Raw genomic sequence first — 16,505 nt, 5'->3', positions numbered from 1 at the left:
CTTACGGACGTTCAATCCAGATATAGCCGTCATCATCCACTTCAACCGTGGCGTGCAGGCCTTCAGCCAATACACGCAGCGGCACATTAGCATCTCCGTACTCATCTACGAATACGGCTAACGGAAGCTTCACGGTCTTGCCGGCAATTTGTGCCTGCGCGGAACCAATTTTGAATACGAGCTGATCGCCGTATACATCGTCGGTAACCTTAATCGACTTGTTAGGCCCATCCCACTCAACCTTAGCGTCCAGATCCTCTGCCACATAGCGCAGCGGTACATAGGTAGTGCCATTCTTCACGACCGGATAATAGTAATCGTCGTCCGGTGCGATCATCAGGCTCTTCGAGGTAATTGCCATCTCCTCTTTGAGCAGCTTATAGACGGATGAATTGGCATCGAAGCTTCTCAGCGTCTCACCCGGCGTAAGGTCTCCCTTGGAGTAATCAATTGCGCCTGTCGTGCTGATCGGATCAGCTGTTACCGGACCATTTACATTCCAAGTCTCGGACACCAGCTTCATGTTGATGCTCTGCAGCGGCAGATATTCATCGGCCGGAAGAGCAACACTCAAGTCAATGTTCTGTTTGCGGACATGGAAGCCGCTATCCACGAAGATATCCGCAGTCAGCTTCGTATCCTTGCCGAGAACAGTCTTGAGTTCAGGGGTCGATTCATAGAGATTCTCCAGTTGCTTGTCATAGACGAGCAGGAGAGCATCCACCGCCAGCTTGGCTGCATCATGCACTACGGTGACTACCCCTTCTTTGTCTTCCAATGGAATATCGCCCAGACCGATGCTGTTCAGATCTTCAGCTCTGTCTTTGATCAGCGGATACATGTAATCATAGAGTCCGTTGATCAGGGCAGTGAAGCCTTCGGTATCCTTAGACACAGATCTCAGGAAGCTCTTAAGCAATACCGGAAGCTCTTCCCCTGTAATTTCCGTATGTAGCTTCGTCAAGCTGGTTGGCTGGCCGTATACGGATTCATTTACTGATGTCACTGTGATCGCACCCGGATTCGGAAGATTCTTGATCACAAACTGGGAGGCCAGCTTAGTGAATTCCAAGGTCTTGGCAGGATCGGTTGCTTCCAGGCTGAGCAACATTTCATTGCTCTGAAGCGGCATGTAGAACGGCTGCTTCGCGCCTTCTGCGGTGAAGACCAGGTTCTTCTGGTCGGTGAAGAGGGAGAAAGGAATCTTGAACTCCTTGTAACCCACAACTCCCGTGGCCGAGACATTGCCGTTATCCTGAACCTTCACATGACCGAGCGTAAGCGATAAGGAATTAATAAGATCAACAACTTCACGGTCCTCTGCGGTGATGCCTGCAGCAGGAACAGCGCTCAGGGTCATCGTAGTGCTGGATTCAGAGGATTTGACATCCAGATCCCCCAGCAGTGCCTTATTGACATCGAAGCCGCCAACCGCCTGGCAGCCTGACAGAATCAGCAGCAGGGCGAGAATCGGCACCAGCCATTTGGTTCTTGCTTTCATTTTCTTCATAGCATGTCTCCTCTAGCTCATAATTTGGCAACGTACCCATCATCTCAGAGGAGCATCAATTTGTAAATACAGCACCTGGAAATGATGAACCCTCATACGCTAAATAAACTCCGCCATTCTATAAATACCCATTCTTTGAAAAAGAGAAACTTTACCAACGCAAGGATTGCTAAATGGGCCGGATAAAAGCACCACCAGACCCAGCGCGGCAGACGTCTCTTCTCCAGCAGCACCCAAAAACCCGGGGTCAGCGCAATCAGAAGGGTCGGAATTATGCTGGCCATCTGCACCAGCCAATTATAATAGAACAGATAGAATACATTCAGCGCCAAATGCGCCAGCACGAGCACATACGAACGGGTATACCGGAAGATCAGCACCAGCAGCAAGCCGTAAGCGTTGTAGTCGAGCGGCAGTGCATCCATCAGCAGCACAGCGATTACCACTACCGGAATACCCGCCCACAGATTCGGCAGCTTATCGAGCAGGGCAAGGACCAGCGCTGAGATCAGCAGGGTGAAGACGACGTTCCAGCCTCCCGGATGAATCGCCAGATTGTACGGAATCTGTGCCAACACCGCAATGACAAGCAGCCGCCGCAGATAACGGGGTCTGGAGGAGGTATGGATATAGCCTTGCGCCAGCGCGTAGCAGTAGATCGGGAAGGCAATTCTCCCCACATATCTCCAGGCAAGCTCACCCGGGAAAAAGATCAGCCCAACATGGTCAATCAGCATGGTCAGCATGGCAATAATCTGCATCTGTAGCCTCCTGTACTATATAAATTGAACTAATGGTTTTTATGTTTTGGGATTAGCCGTGACTCCAGAGAAGTTTTGGACTTCCGGCCGCTGTTGTGTTTGAATTTCCTAAATTAAACCGCATTATGCGGTAGAAATTCAAACACAAAGGCGGTCGCTTCCGCTCCTCCAGTTCCAAAATTCCCCTCCGCCACTTTTCCTTTAACTTAAATTTTAGTTCAATCTATATAACATGAAATATAAAGCACCTTAGGTGCTATTATCCATGCCAGAGCCGTATGCTGCAAGCTGTGAAGGAGAACTTGTACGACAGGCAAGCCGGAGCCGCTCCCTCTGGAGCAGTTCCGGCCGGGTTCTATCTTACTATCAGGCTGTCTTCGACTTGTTATAGATATCAAAGCCTACCGCCAGCAGCAGCACCAGTCCCTTGATCCCCTGCTGCCAGTCTACGCCGAGGCCGACGAGCGACATGCCGTTGTTCATGACGCCCATGACCAGACCGCCGATGATGGCACCGACCACGGTTCCGATTCCCCCGGACGCGGAGGCTCCGCCGATGAAGCAGGCAGCGATAGCATCCAGCTCGAAGTTCGTACCGGCCTTAGGGGTGGCTGAGTTCAGGCGTGCCGCGAAGACCAGACCGGAAAGGGCAGCGAGTACACCCATGTTGACGAATACCCAGAAGGTCACCCGTTTGGTTTTGACGCCGGAGAGGCTTGCTGCCTTCTCATTGCCGCCCAGGGCATAGATATGCCGCCCCATGGTCATGTGGTTCATGACGAAGGAGTAAATCACGATCAGCACCATCAGGATCACTAGAATGTTGGGAATCCCGTTATATTGCGCCAGAACATAGGTGAACAGGTTGATGACAATCACCAGCGCAGCAGCCTTGGCAACGGACATCCAGACCGCAGACCGCTCAAAACCGTACTTCACCGTGATCCTGCGGCTGCGGATTTCCTGATAGATCACCAGCAGCGACAGCAGAACACCGATGATCAGGGTCAGCACATTCAGCGAGCCCACGCTTGCGACATCAGGAATGAACCCGGAGCTGATCTTCTGAAAAGTCTTCGGGAAAGGTGCAATCGACTGCCCGTTCAGCACGATCATCGTCAGGCCCCGGAACAGCAGCATGCCCGCCAGGGTAACAATGAACGCCGGGATTTTGACATAAGCGACCCAGAAGCCCTGCCAGGCCCCGACCAGCGCGCCCATCAGCAGCGAGATGACTACGGCCAGCACCGGATTCAGCTCCATATCCACCATCATAATGGCCGACAGGGCGCCGATGAAGGCAGCTACCGAGCCGACCGAGAGGTCGATATGCCCAGTGATGATTACCAGCACCATCCCGATAGCCAGCACCAGTATGTAGCTGTTCTGCAGAATGAGATTGGTCACGTTCAGCGGCTTCAGCAGAATGCCGTCGGTCAGAATTTGAAAGAACACCGAAATAAAAATCAAGGCAATGATCATGCCGTATTGGCGGATATTTTTTTTGAACAGTTCACTAATGGCTCCCATGCGGTGTTACCCCCTGCTTCGTGTCATAAATTTCATCAAAAGCTCCTGCGACGCATCCTTCCGCTCCACTTCCCCGCTGATCCGCCCTTCACACATGGTGTAGATCCGGTCGCACATCCCGATGATTTCCGGCAGCTCGGAAGAGATGACCAGCACGCCCTTCCCCTCTGCGGCAAGGCTGTTGATGATGGAATAGATTTCGTATTTGGCCCCGACATCGATGCCCCGCGTAGGCTCATCGAGGATCAAAACATCCGGCTGGGCGTAGATCCATTTGCTGAGTACCACCTTCTGCTGGTTGCCGCCGCTGAGATTCACGGTTTTTTGCAGGATGCTGGGAGTCTTGATATTCAGCTTCTTGCGGTATTCCTCTGCGACCAGCACTTCCTCGTTCTCATTAATGACGCCATGGCGGGAGAGCTTCTTCAGGCTGCTGAGCGAGATGTTCCGCTTGATATCGTCGATCAGGATCAGGCCATAATGCTTGCGGTCCTCGGTCACGTAGGCTAACCCATGCTCTATCGCCTGGCTGATGTTATTCAGGTGTACTTCCTTCCCGTGCATAAAAGTCTGGCCGCTGATCCGCTTGCCATATGACTTGCCGAACACACTCATCGCCAGCTCCGTGCGCCCTGCGCCCATCAGCCCGGCAATGCCGACCACCTCACCCCGCCGGATGTGGAGATTAATTTGATCCAGCATTTTGCGGTCCGCCTGTGTCTCATGATAGACATTCCAGTCACGGATCTCGAAGATCGTCTCTCCCGGATCCGGTGTGCGCTCAGGGTAACGGTTCGTCAGGTCGCGCCCGACCATGCCTTTGATAATGACATCCTCTGTAACGGCATCCTGCTTCATATCCAGGGTCTTGATGGTCTGTCCATCCCGCAGAATCGTGACGGAATCCGCTATTTTCTCGATTTCGTTCAATTTGTGGGAAATGATAATCGAGGATATCCCCTGCTTCTTCAGCTCCAGAATGAGCAGCAGCAGGTTCTCGCTATCATCCTCATTCAGCGCCGCTGTCGGTTCGTCGAGAATGAGCAGCTTCACTTCCTTGGAGAGCGCCTTCGCGATCTCTACAAGCTGCTGCTTACCGACACCTATCGTAGAAACTCCTGTAAACGGCGATTCCTTGAGGCCGACGGTGGTTAGCAGTGCCTTGGTCTTGACCGTCGTTTCGTTCCAGTTGATCACCCCGCGTCTGGCCTGTTCATTGCCGAGGAAGATGTTCTCCGAAATCGACAAATACGGAATCAGCGCCAGCTCCTGATGGATAATGACGATCCCCAGGCCCTCGCTGTCCTTGATATCCTTGAACTGGCATACCTGCCCCTGGTAATAGATATCCCCTTCATACGTCCCGTGCGGATACACTCCGCTAAGCACCTTCATCAGCGTGGACTTGCCTGCCCCGTTCTCTCCGCAGAGGGCGTGGATCTCGCCTGCCTTCACCTGCAGATTGACTGACGAGAGCGCTTTGACGCCGGGGAATGTCTTGGTAATGCCTTTCATCTCCAAAATAATTTCACTCATGTGCCTCTCACCCAGCTTTCCTTGTGACTGTGCAGCGGTTCTCCGGCGGATATTATCGTTGTTAGATGCCGCCGGGAAACCGCGAGAATTGCTGCTGATTATTATTGTCCGAGCTGCTCTTTGGTATAGTACCCGCCGTCCACCAGCACTTTATCCACATTGCCCGCATCCACAGAGACCGGCTCCAGCAGGTAGGACGGGACGATTTTGACCCCATTATCGTAGGTGGTGGTATCGTTGACTTCAGCTTCGGTCCCCTTCAGCACACTCTCCGTCATCTCCACTGCCTTCTTGGCCAGCTCGCGGGTATCCTTGAATACTGTCTGGGTCTGCTCTCCGGCCAGAATGGACTTCACGGAAGCCAGCTCGGCGTCCTGTCCGGTCACCACCGGAAGCTTCTTGTCACCGGAGCCGTAGCCTACACCCTTGAGCGAAGACAGGATACCGATGCTGATGCCATCGTATGGAGACAAGACTGCGTCCAGATTATCGCTCGCATAGTTCGCACTCAGCAGGTTATCCATCCGTGACTGGGCGGCAGCGCCGTCCCAGCGCAACGTAGCTACCTTATCCATCGTAAGCTGCTTGCTGCGGACCACCAGTTTACCGGAATCGATATATGGCTTCAGAATCGACATGGCGCCGTCGAAGAAGAAGTAGGCATTGTTGTCATCCGGCGATCCGCCGAACAGCTCGATGTTGAACGGGCCTTTGCCGTCCTTCAGGCCAAGCTTCTCTTCAATGTAAGAGCCTTGCAGCACACCCACCTTGAAATTATCGAAGGTTGCATAATAGTCTACGAATTCACTTTTTTTGATCAGACGGTCATAAGCGATCACCTTAACGTTGGCGTCATGCGCCTTCTGCAGCACGTCCGTCAGCGCCTCACCGTCAATTGAAGCGATTACAATTGCGTTCACACCTTTGGTGATCATGTTCTCAATCTGCGAGACCTGATTCTCCACCACATCCTCCGCATATTGCAGATCTGTGCCGTAGCCCAGCTTCTCGAACTCCTTGACCATGTTGTTGCCGTCATTCACCCAGCGCTCCGAAGATTTGGTCGGCATCGCGATGCCCACCTTGCCCTTGGACGTGTCCCCGCCGCCGGAAGAGCTGCCAGCGCTGCTGGATGAATTACCGCTGTTGCCGCATGCAGATAAGATGAGTACCAGTGTTAGCAGAAGCGTGATCATTGAATATTTTTTCATTCCTGCACTACCCCCTGAACTATTCTGATGTCTTCCACAGGTGTTCCCGTGTGACAAATCGAGTATAGCAACCGGGGGCAGGTGCCGTATTTACACTGAGGCTACTGTTTTTGTGAAAATATAACTTTTTATATGCAAAAAGGAATGCCCTCTCGCCTATAGATGGCTACTGAAGCATTCCCCACTATTCATCCAGTATCTTCAGTTACTTGCGTACCTCAGCCTGCACTCCTTTACGGAACTGCAGCGGCGCCACACCGGTCTGCTTCTTGAAGGCCGTGCTGAAATAATGCTGGGTCTCATAGCCCGACTGCTCCGCCACCTCGTTAATACTGAGGTCGGTTGAATGCAGAAGCTGGGCGGCCCGGCGGATACGGGTCTGGGTCAGATACGTGCCGAAGGATTGGCCCAGCTCCTGCTTGAACAGGCGGCTCAGATAGACCGGGGAGGCTTGAAGCAGGCCTGCTGTGGCCTCCAGGGTAAGCTCGCATTCACTGTAATGCTCCTGGATATGCTGCTTCGCCCGGCGGACGAGCGGGGACAGCGGCTGCTCCTTGACCAGCGCCACCCGGCAGCTCCGGTAAGCGGCAGCAAGCTCTGTAATCTCTCCCTGGATCAGCCGCGTGCCGACTTCAACAGCGATTTTGAGATGGCTGCGCACTGCGGCCTCCACTCCGGCCAGGATGCGCTCACCGGCGGCATCCCACAGCAGGATAACGATCAATCCGGCGGCGTCCCGGAACATCACCTTGGGATACGGGTCCAACAGCTCGGCAGCGATATTCTCTATGGCGAACAAGAAGAGCTGGCGCTCCTTCTCCTTCATCGCCGGATGCTGGCCCTCCCACCTCCAGCGGATGATGCCGATCAGCTCCGGCCGCTGCGGCGGAAGCTTGAGGAATTGCAGTTGCTCCCGGATCTCCGCCTGGCTCAGATTACCATCCAGCCATTCCTGGCAGAAGCGCTCGCGCAGCAGCGGGAAGTTCTTCATCAGCTGCCGGGAAGCCTGCTCCAGATGCTGGCTCTGCTGCCGCTCGGACTCCAGCTCATCGCGGACGCCCCGCAGCACCTGCATCAATTGCTTCGGCTCCGCAGGCTTGAGAATATAATCATTCACCTGCAGCCGGATCGACTCCTGCGCATAGGTGAATTCATCGTGGCCGGTGATCACAATAATCTTGCAGCCGGGCAGTGCCTCCCGCAGCCGCTTCATCAGCTCCATGCCATGCATAATCGGCATGTTCAGATCCACCAGGGCGATATGAATGGCATTCTCCACGGCCAGCTCCAGCGCCTCTTCCCCGTCTTCTGCCTCTGCCGTCACCTCCATACCCAGGCTATCCCAGTCCACGCATTGCCGGATGCCCTCCCGGATAATGCGCTCATCATCGGCAATGATTACTTTCCATTTCTCTATCATCTGCGGATCATCCTCCTCTGTCCTAATCCTTCTCAGGGTAATGCTCACGAACAACCGGATGACATACGGTTACAAGAGTTCCCTGCCCCGGTCCGCTCTCAATCTGGATACCGTACGGCGCTCCATAGGTCAGCCTGATCCGCGCCTGCACATTCAATATGCCATAGCCGCTTCCTGCGCTGCCCGTTACAGCCACGTCCGTCTCCGTACGCTCCAGTTCTTCTGTGCCAACCGCTTCGAGCCGCTGTCTGAGCTCCTTCAGCTTATCCGCAGACATCCCTGCACCATCATCGCGTACGGTAAGATACAAGTCGTTGTCCCGTTCTACAACTGCAATGGAGAGGTGGCCGGGGCCGCGCCGTTCCTTGATGCCGTGATAGATCGCGTTCTCCACCATCGGCTGCAGCAGCAGCTTAAGCACATACAGCTCCTGTAAGTGCGGCTCCACTTCAATGGAATAGGTCAGCTTGGTGCTATAACGGACATGCTGAATTTTCAGATAGCTGACGATATGCTCCAGCTCATCGGAGAGCGGTATGATATCGCTCCCTTTGCTTAAGCCCAGCCGGAACAGCCTGGAGAGGGACTGGACGACCTCGGCGATATCCTCCGCTCCCTTGCTGCGGGCCATCCAGTGAATCGTATCCAGCGTATTGTACAGAAAATGCGGCTTGATATGCGCCTGGAGACTGCGCAGCTCCGCCTCACGCTTTTGCCGCGCCTGAAGCTCGGTCAGGGATAGCAGCCGGCTAATCTGGGCCAGCATCGTATTGAAGCTGCGGCCGAGCAGCCCGATCTCATCGGAACGGCTGCCCCAGTAGCGGATCGTCAGATCACCGGACTGTGCCTTGCTCATGAAGGAGGCCAGCTGGCCGATAGGACGGGAGATCGAATAGGCCAGATAGAATGAGGCGGTCATGCCCAGCATACAGACCACAAATACAAACGTGACAACATTGAACGTAATCTCGCGGATTCCATAAGCCGACTCATCCATCGGGAACACGCCCATCGTGGTCCAGCCGGTAAACGGCGAGGTCCGGTAGATCAGCTGAAGCTTGCGGCCGTCTACCGTCTCCGAGGTAATGCCCGAGGACTCAGTGAACAGACCTGCCGGGATGTTACGCATTAAAGGGTGCTGCGGCGCGTAAATCATCTCTCCGCGATTGTCCACCACCGTCAGATATCCGGTTTTGCCGAGCGTGACATCTCTAGCCGTCTCCGCGATCACCCGCAGCTTCAGATCCACCAGCACCACGCCCTGGACCACCTGCGTCTCAGGATTCACAATGGCCCGTACAGCAGAGACCACCTCGCTTTCCTTATAGTCCACATGGGACCTGACCGCACGGCCATACGGATGCCCGACGATCAGGAAGATCCCCTTATTCTCTGCCGCCTGCTTGTACCAGCTCTCCTCCGTCAGCCGGGTACCGGAACGGGTATACATCTCGTTGCTGATGAAATCGCCTTCACGATTGACCAGCATGATGCCTGCTATCTCGGAGCTGAGTGTGGTGAAGCCCTGCAGAAATTTGCGGATATTGTACTCCGCCGATTCCCCATTGCCCGCTGCGGGGTCCGGCTGTGCCGGAGCCGGTGAAGCCCCCTTCAGGAACTTCTGGACGCCCGGATCGAACGAGATCAGGTACGTAATTTTCTGCAGATTCTCCACATCACTCTCTATGGCGGTATTTACCTTGCGGATGAGCTGCATCGTGTTCTCGGTACTCTGCTCCTCCACGATCCTGTCCACCGTCCAGCCAATCAACAACCCCAGTCCAATGGAAGGCAGAATGCTAATCAGCAAAAAGTGAATAATCAGCTTATAGCGGATCGGCATATTATTCAGCTTCAGCTTCTCCATGCTCACGCCGGTCTTGTGCATCCCAGGCTCCCCCTCTGCCGCCTATTTGGCATAATAATTGTCCACATTCTGCCGCGTGACCACATCAATTCCGGTATCTACAGAATCGGGGACAGGCAGGGGCTTGTTATTGGCATAGGCCTCAGGATCAGCCTCCAGATCACGGTGCAGATGAAACAGCTCGGTCAGCGACCAATAACCCATATTCCAGGTGCCCTGGGCCATGGTTGCGGCAATCTTGCCTTCCTTCACCAGATCGAGTGTGCCTTTATCCGTATCGAAGCTGATAATCTGCGGGACCGGTCCGCTCCCAGGGGTGGCATCCACAGCTTCCGCGACCCCGATGCCTCCATTACTTTCCGTGGCAAAAATTCCCGCCAGCTGCGGATAACGCACCAGCAGCTGCTCGGCAGCCTCCCTGGACGCCACCTGATCTCCCCGCCCATCCTTAACCGCCACCAGCTTCATCTGCGGGTATTTGCTGCGAATTGTGTCCGTGAAGCCGTCCGTCCGCTCCTGGTGATTATGCTGATCCGGTGTGGTGATAATAGCTACCTCGCCCTTGCCCCCGGTCAGCTCGGCCATCTTATGCGCCGCCTTCGTTCCGGCATTATAATTGTCCGTTCCCAGGAAGGAATACGCCTTGCTGCCCTCCGCTCCCGAATCAAACAGCACCACCGGAATACCGCTCTCCACAGCCTTGTTAATCGTCGCTGTAAGCAGCTTGGAATTCACGGCCGAGATGGCAATTCCCGCCGGCTTCTTGGCGATGGTCTGCTCCAGCACCGTCATCTGTTCACTCGCATTATGCTGGGTGGAGCCGTGATACTCGACGGATACATTAAGCTCCTCTGCGGCGTCCTCGAAGCCCTTCAGCACGCTTTTCCAGTAATCTATGCCGATCTGGAACGTAACCATCACGTATTTGTCCTCAATATTGCCGCGCAGTCCCGCAGTCTCCCACGGGTCTGCCGCATTCCCCTGCTGCTTGTAATTCAGCACGTAGAGTACGAAGATGCCGATTAGCAGCACGTAGACAAGCCCAAGCTTTTTCACATATGTAACCCCTTTCATAACAATGAATGCTGAAGGCCCTAGGGCCCCAGGTTCTTCCATCTATGTCCAATCTAGTCTACTGGCTTGGCAGCCGTTCCGTCAATTATGTTACTGGGCCAATGTTAAAAACTCGTTATCTGCTACGACATTTTATGTCGTACCGCTTGTTCTATACTGGACAGGTACCATCAATTCAATGAAACGAGGATTACAAGAATGTCAAAAACCAAACGCGGACGGGTACTCTGGACCCTTCCTTCCCGTGGACGCGGCACCTGCCCGGTCTGCGGGACCACCCGGATCAAGCTGCTCTACACCAAAATAAAATCCGACGGCAGCGCCCTGAAGGTCTGCAAGCGCTGCGACAAAGCGACGCAGGTTAGAGTGGACGCAGCAACCAAGTAAATTGACGCAAGGATGCTCCAAGCTTCATGCTTCGTGCATGGATGCCGGAGCATCCTTGTTTCTTTGAGAGGAACGCTCACGCTGGTCTAAAGCACCGTCTCCAGCTATACTGGAGGCTGACAGAAAGGAGCGGGAGCAGCATGAGCCATATTCACCGGATTCAGTGGTTTGACCAGCAGGTCCGCCAGCTTAATTATCCGAACAGCAGCAAGCTGGCGGAGCAGTTCGAGATTTCCAGGCGCCAGGCCCAGCGGGATATTGAATACATGGCGGAATCGCTGCGGGCCCCGCTCCGCTATGTAGCGAAGCAGCGCGGATATATCTATGAGGACAACAGCTTCGTGCTCCCACATCTGTACATTACGGACGAGGAGCAGCGGGTGCTGAAATATCTGGCTTACCGGTATAGTCACTATGATTATGAGAACGCCCAGACTATCCGCAAGGTGGGCGGTCTGCTGGAGCGGTTCACGGCGCAGCCGCTTGCGGACAGGGAGATTAAGCTGCCTGTATTTGAAGTGAATCCCCACCGGCTGCAGGTCATGGAGATGCTGGAGCAGGCTATCCAGACACGCAGGGTGGTCCATGTTCTCTACCGGAACGGGCAGGAGCCCCCGCAGGAGCTGTATCTTTGTCCCCTACAGCTAAGCCGGCGGATTGATGATGATTATCTTGTGGCCGCTGTGGAAGGAGACGGGCGGAGTGAGTATTACAACCTGTCGGGCATCCGTGAGCTAACACTGACCAGCAGGGTTTTTATAGCCGGGGAGAACGGCCCTGCAGCTCCAGCCGGGCAGGCCAGACCCTTGAAGCCGTTCACGGCAAGAATCCGGTTACCCGGAATACCCCGGGAGCCGTCTTGGGGAGGTTACCAGCTTCGCGCCGCTGACAAGGATATCTACGAAGTTGATTTTTATGATACCAGCGCGTTCATTGCACATCTGCTCCACTCGGAGTGGAGTGCCCTCCTGGCCCCCAAATGGCTGAAGGAGAAGCTCCGCAGCATCTGTGAGACAGTAGTGAGCCGCCTGGATGAACAGGAGAATGAACATTGAGCAAACGAACAGGTGTAATCCTTGACGTCCGGATGCAGCGTGAATCGAAATCCTTTACCGATGCGCTCTATGCCGTACTGACTGCCGCCGGGTTATTCGAGGGTCCAAAATTCATGCTCTCCGGGCTAAGCGGCATGGCCTTCAAATTCACCGTACATGAGAAGCTCCTCCCCATGTCTGTTACGGCTTACGGACAGTGGGGCACAGAGCATCGCCGGGCTGTCGACAACCTCGGGATCTTCTTGGTGGATGACGGCGGGAGAACCAGACATGATTCCTTCGGAGCGTATCAACGGATCGCTATTGACTGTGTCAAGCAGAGTCTGGACCGCGGTCTGGCCTGCCTCTACTGGATACCGGAATTCGGAGTGATTCATGGTTATGATGAGGATGACCGGGTGTTCTATGTACAGGATGGCTGGTCCGGTGAGACACAATATGTGCTGTATGATAACTTCGGCCTTAACTTCACGCCCTTCTGGGACTGTATGTATGTCGGAGAGCGGGTGATGATTCCGTTGCAGGATACTGTACTTGAATCACTTCGGCTTGCGCTGGAGGATTGGGAGACTCCTCACAAAACACTTCCTGACTTAAGCCTCGGTTCAGGCCGCCTGGCCTACAGCTTCCTGATCCGGGCGCTTCAGCAGGGCGGATTCGACAGCTATGGCGCTATTTACATCCTTGAATCGTACATGACTTCACGGATCGAGATCTCCGCTTATCTGCAGGAGGTTCAGTCCGTATTGCCGGGGCTGGAGGAGGTTCAGCACTTGTATGCTAAGCTGGTGGAGGGTCTGAGGGGACCGTTCGCGGCTGCAATCTCTGAGAAGAACAGCGGCAAGCTGCTAATGCAAGTTCAGCTTCCCTCCCTCTGCTCTGCTTTGAAGAAGGCCTTAGAGCTGGAGGAACGGGCGATGCAGCAGGTTACAAAAATTTCTGGGCAGTACCCGGACCGGAAGCGGTCCACACTGCCCAGATGGGGGGCACACACCGCACGATGAATGAACATCATAATAAGCACGCTTCAGCCGCTGCGGATCAGCCGCGTGTGCCGCTCGCTTCTTCTTTTGCAGATGCGATGCACCAGGTCCTGTCGGCCAAAGGCTGGTTCACACTCTCCAAGCCCATGCTGGCCGGAATGACGGCCTTATGTTTCCGTCTGTCGGTACACAGGCAGCTTCACCCGGATTCTGCTACGGCATATAACTGGGCGGCTGAACATTGCGTAGCAGCAGATCTGATTGGTATTATCGCCATGCAGGGTGCAGGCTTTAACTTCAGCCCTACCTTCCCTCTCTATCAGAAGCAGGCTATTTCAGAAATCCGCAGATCACTTGAGCAAGGCACCGGTGTGGTCTGCTGGAAGGACCGTTTCATAGTGATTACCCGCTGTGATGATGAACGGCAGCTTTTCTATTACACAGAGAATGCTTCTGCCGCAGAACTGGAGCTGCCTTACGAGCAATTCGGAAGGAATGAATCGCCATATTGGTATGGCCAAATCTATGAAGGCCAGATCCGCAAGGATATCGTTCAGGTGCTCAGAGAGTCCTTCATCCAGGCGGTGTACAAGGCAGAGGTTCATGATCTGATGCTGCCGGAATCGCAATATGCCTGCGGCCTGCGGGCCTATGATGCTATGCTGGAAGCCTTGGCGGACAACACCTATGATGCTGCCGGAGCCTATGAGACGCTGCTCTTCTATGCAGGAATGAAGCAGGACGCTGCGGCCTACGCAAGGGAAGCCAGCCAGTATTGGCCCGAAGTAGAAGGCGTTGCAGAGCATTATGCAGCTCTAGCTGCTGTCTATAATCAAATAACGCACACTCTATGCAAGCAGACTGTACAAGCTCCAGAGGGTCCATGTTCGCTGGATGCCCACTCTCTGCTTCCACTCCTCCGGGAAGCACAGCGTATCGAGACCGCAGCGATCCAGTCCATCCGCATACTGCTCCGTGAGCCGATCGAGAACCGCTTCCATGATGTGGGGCTGCGCTAAGGCCACGGCGGAGTGCTCAGAACATCAGAGACTCCGCGTATTTCTCCCCTTCGAGCAGATCATATTCGACTAGACGGTAGTCAGCCAGCAGCGCCTGCTGCTCAGGGGTCAGCTCCTTCAGAGTTCCGGTATCGCCCGGCCCGATTAGCACCTTCTTGCTAAGTCCCGGAATTTCAGCCCGTACCTGCTCCAGCAGCTTATAAAAGGCCGGCAGCGTCTGCCCGGATAACCGGAAGACCGCAGGGCCGAGAAAGGCCGGGCTAAGCGTCCCGAGCGGCTCCTGCCCGATCTCAAAGTTAGCGAGTACCAACAGCTTCGTCTCATGCTTCAGCCTTGGCTCCTGATCCCAGCCTGCTGCGGTATAGATCCCGGCGCTGAGCGCAGGCAGATGATCTCCCCAGAACACCGCGATAGTGGGCCGCTTGATCTTCAGCAGCTCCTGCTGGAGATAAGCCATGGCCTCGTCTGTCAGCTTGGTATCCTGCACATAAGTCTCCAGCTCATCCTTCTGCTCCGGCAGTCCGCCTTGGGCGGTGATCGTGTTCGGTCCGTTCACGCCTTTGACGAATGGAAAATGATTCTGCATCGTCACCAGATGCAGGAATGCCGGGCCCGATGCCTCTTGAAGCTGCCGGACCGCCTCCTGTACCGCTGCTTTATCCGAGACATACCCCTCTGGAGTCAGGCGGTCAGCGTCCGGCAGATCCTTCTCACTTGTGAAGCGGTCGAACCCCAGCACCGGATAGACACGGTTCCGGTTATAGAAGGTCTCATCGAACGGATGCAACGCCAGTGCCTCATACCCTCTGTCCTTCAGAATACTGACGATCGACGGCAGGGAGGACATTTTGACGATGCGCTGCTGATAAGGAATCGTTCCATCCCCCAGAAAATACATCGACAGCCCGGTCAGGGCCTCGAACTCCACATTAGCCGTATTGCCGCCGAATTCCGGGGACAGCAAATAACCGGACGGCGTCTGCCCCGCCACCCCATGGATGAACTTCAGCGGATCTTCGCTAAGCGTATATCCGGGCAGGCGCGTAGGGTCGAAGAACGCCTCATTCATCATAAACAGAATGTTCGGCTGTTCCCCTGGCGCGGCCTGTGCCGGCGCCTCCGGCAATGCCGAATACTTGGCAGCTACCGCCTCAACCGCTTCGCGGGTGTAGCCCTCCGGCTTGTCCATCAGGCTCTGCCGCAGATTCCCGGCGAACGCATAGACGAACCCGTTCTGCGTATAATTCACCTTCTGATTCCAGAAGATGTTCTGATAGCTCATTGCTGCAACCACAGGAGATTGACCGGTGACCAGCACAAGAAACCATGTGCTTAGCCCCACAGAGATCCCCGCCAGCGTCACGCGCAAGGACAGTCTGATCCGGTTCTTCGGCAGCTTTACAATCACAAGGACCAGACCGGCAACCAGCAGAACAGCGGTCCCTATAGCAAACGGAGAGATCATCCCGCTGGTAATCTTGCTCATTCCTTCGGCATTCTTCAGCAGCATCAGATCCCACGGAAACAGCGGTTCACCTCTCGTAGCCAGCTTCTGATCACTGGCAATTCCCAGCAGCACGAACAGCGCCGAGACCACCGCCGGCCCCGCATACGCATTCGGTACAATCACTGAGCTTAAGAGCAGGATGAAGAAAATAAACAGACTTCCGGTACAATACAGCCAAGGATAAGCGCCAACCCACTTTAGCGCATGAAGCACATCCATCCGAAAAGAAGCAGCCTGCAAAAACAAATTCAGCCCAAATCCTATAGCCAGTAAAATGATCAACAAATACAACAAACGCTTCGATGGCAATATCCGAGACAAGTTCATTCACTCCTAACTATTAAAGGAGTAGTATACGCCTTTAAGCTTAAAACCGCCTTAAAATTCATTTCCCAAATGAGTACAACGCTACAAAAAAGAGCAGCATCCATACATCAGACGCTGCTCTTCTCTTTTCTTTTCTATTCTCATCCCAGCGGGATAGACTGAATTTGTAATATACACTCAGGGTGAAGTGGCGGAAGAGAAGTTTGAACTGGAGGAGCGATAGCGTTCGCCTTTAGGTTTGTATTTCTACTGCGAACAGCAGTTTAAATCAGGAAATACAAACCTAACAGCGGCCGGAAGTCAAACCTTCTTTGCAGC

The 16,505-nt window shown here is 54.4% G+C and carries 13 protein-coding genes; 4 read left to right on the top strand and 9 right to left on the bottom strand.

Going from position 1 to position 16,505, the window contains the following annotated elements; all coding sequences use genetic code 11:
• Position 1: 1 nt before the first annotated feature.
• The 8 genes from J2Z70_RS12310 to J2Z70_RS12275 all read right to left on the bottom strand — a co-directional run bounded on the left by J2Z70_RS12310 (position 2) and on the right by J2Z70_RS12275 (position 10,891).
• Positions 2-1,510 (bottom strand): copper amine oxidase N-terminal domain-containing protein, encoded by a 1,509-nt coding sequence (locus tag J2Z70_RS12310; protein ID WP_209873152.1) that lies wholly within the window; start codon positions 1,508-1,510, stop codon positions 2-4.
• Positions 1,511-1,602: 92 nt separating this feature from the next.
• Positions 1,603-2,271, bottom strand: a complete 669-nt coding sequence (locus J2Z70_RS12305) for a TraX family protein (RefSeq protein WP_209873149.1) — start codon at positions 2,269-2,271, stop codon at positions 1,603-1,605.
• A gap of 366 nt (positions 2,272-2,637) precedes the next feature.
• The gene (mmsB, locus tag J2Z70_RS12300) at positions 2,638-3,801 is read right to left on the bottom strand and encodes a multiple monosaccharide ABC transporter permease (protein ID WP_209873146.1); all 1,164 of its coding nucleotides are present in this window, start codon (positions 3,799-3,801) and stop codon (positions 2,638-2,640) included.
• Positions 3,802-3,807: 6 nt separating this feature from the next.
• Positions 3,808-5,337, bottom strand: coding sequence for a multiple monosaccharide ABC transporter ATP-binding protein (mmsA, locus tag J2Z70_RS12295; protein WP_076074462.1), 1,530 nt, complete (start codon positions 5,335-5,337; stop codon positions 3,808-3,810).
• A gap of 101 nt (positions 5,338-5,438) precedes the next feature.
• Entirely contained in the window at positions 5,439-6,548 is a 1,110-nt protein-coding gene (gene chvE / locus J2Z70_RS12290; protein WP_036729338.1) for a multiple monosaccharide ABC transporter substrate-binding protein, read from the bottom strand.
• Positions 6,549-6,753: 205 nt separating this feature from the next.
• Complete coding sequence (locus J2Z70_RS12285; RefSeq protein WP_209873143.1) at positions 6,754-7,968, bottom strand: response regulator transcription factor; 1,215 nt, start codon at positions 7,966-7,968, stop codon at positions 6,754-6,756.
• Between the two features lie 22 nt (positions 7,969-7,990).
• On the bottom strand, positions 7,991-9,856 hold the full coding sequence (locus tag J2Z70_RS12280; protein WP_245368188.1) for a cache domain-containing sensor histidine kinase: 1,866 nt from the start codon (positions 9,854-9,856) through the stop codon (positions 7,991-7,993).
• A 21-nt stretch (positions 9,857-9,877) separates the two neighbouring features.
• Positions 9,878-10,891, bottom strand: a complete 1,014-nt coding sequence (locus tag J2Z70_RS12275; protein WP_209873140.1) for a substrate-binding domain-containing protein — start codon at positions 10,889-10,891, stop codon at positions 9,878-9,880.
• A gap of 216 nt (positions 10,892-11,107) precedes the next feature.
• On the opposite strand from J2Z70_RS12275, the gene J2Z70_RS12270 reads away from it, so the two are divergent.
• From J2Z70_RS12270 to J2Z70_RS12255, 4 genes are all read left to right on the top strand, one after another.
• Positions 11,108-11,296: a hypothetical protein gene (locus J2Z70_RS12270; RefSeq protein ID WP_036729349.1), complete on the top strand. Its 189-nt coding sequence runs from the start codon at positions 11,108-11,110 to the stop codon at positions 11,294-11,296.
• Positions 11,297-11,436: 140 nt separating this feature from the next.
• Positions 11,437-12,351, top strand: a complete 915-nt coding sequence (locus J2Z70_RS12265) for a helix-turn-helix transcriptional regulator (RefSeq protein WP_209873138.1) — start codon at positions 11,437-11,439, stop codon at positions 12,349-12,351.
• Positions 12,348-13,355, top strand: coding sequence for a hypothetical protein (locus tag J2Z70_RS12260; RefSeq protein ID WP_245368186.1), 1,008 nt, complete (start codon positions 12,348-12,350; stop codon positions 13,353-13,355). The genes J2Z70_RS12265 and J2Z70_RS12260 overlap by 4 nt, the downstream gene beginning before the upstream one ends.
• A complete protein-coding gene (locus J2Z70_RS12255) occupies positions 13,352-14,353 on the top strand; it encodes a hypothetical protein (protein WP_209873136.1) in 1,002 nt (333 codons plus the stop codon). Before J2Z70_RS12260 ends, J2Z70_RS12255 begins: the two co-directional genes overlap by 4 nt.
• 16 nt (positions 14,354-14,369) lie before the next feature.
• On the opposite strand, the gene J2Z70_RS12250 is transcribed toward J2Z70_RS12255, so the two are convergent.
• Positions 14,370-16,079 (bottom strand): LTA synthase family protein, encoded by a 1,710-nt coding sequence (locus J2Z70_RS12250; RefSeq protein ID WP_209873134.1) that lies wholly within the window; start codon positions 16,077-16,079, stop codon positions 14,370-14,372.
• Positions 16,080-16,505: the final 426 nt, after the last annotated feature.

Source organism: Paenibacillus silagei, from assembly GCF_017874735.1.
In the GTDB taxonomy this organism is placed as follows: Bacteria; Bacillota; Bacilli; order Paenibacillales; family Paenibacillaceae; genus Paenibacillus_AQ; species Paenibacillus_AQ silagei.
Note: the sequence above shows the minus strand (reverse complement) of the source record. Positions and strands in the feature narration are given on the sequence as shown.

Coding starts and splice junctions, on each gene's coding strand:
- J2Z70_RS12285 (WP_209873143.1), bottom strand. CDS start 7,968: ATGATAGAGAAATGGAAAGTAATCATTGCCGATGATGAGCGCATTATC.
- chvE (WP_036729338.1), bottom strand. CDS start 6,548: ATGAAAAAATATTCAATGATCACGCTTCTGCTAACACTGGTACTCATC.
- J2Z70_RS12305 (WP_209873149.1), bottom strand. CDS start 2,271: ATGCAGATTATTGCCATGCTGACCATGCTGATTGACCATGTTGGGCTG.
- J2Z70_RS12265 (WP_209873138.1), top strand. CDS start 11,437: ATGAGCCATATTCACCGGATTCAGTGGTTTGACCAGCAGGTCCGCCAG.
- mmsA (WP_076074462.1), bottom strand. CDS start 5,337: ATGAGTGAAATTATTTTGGAGATGAAAGGCATTACCAAGACATTCCCC.
- J2Z70_RS12310 (WP_209873152.1), bottom strand. CDS start 1,510: ATGAAGAAAATGAAAGCAAGAACCAAATGGCTGGTGCCGATTCTCGCC.
- J2Z70_RS12255 (WP_209873136.1), top strand. CDS start 13,352: ATGAATGAACATCATAATAAGCACGCTTCAGCCGCTGCGGATCAGCCG.
- J2Z70_RS12280 (WP_245368188.1), bottom strand. CDS start 9,856: ATGCACAAGACCGGCGTGAGCATGGAGAAGCTGAAGCTGAATAATATG.
- mmsB (WP_209873146.1), bottom strand. CDS start 3,801: ATGGGAGCCATTAGTGAACTGTTCAAAAAAAATATCCGCCAATACGGC.
- J2Z70_RS12270 (WP_036729349.1), top strand. CDS start 11,108: ATGTCAAAAACCAAACGCGGACGGGTACTCTGGACCCTTCCTTCCCGT.
- J2Z70_RS12250 (WP_209873134.1), bottom strand. CDS start 16,079: ATGGATGTGCTTCATGCGCTAAAGTGGGTTGGCGCTTATCCTTGGCTG.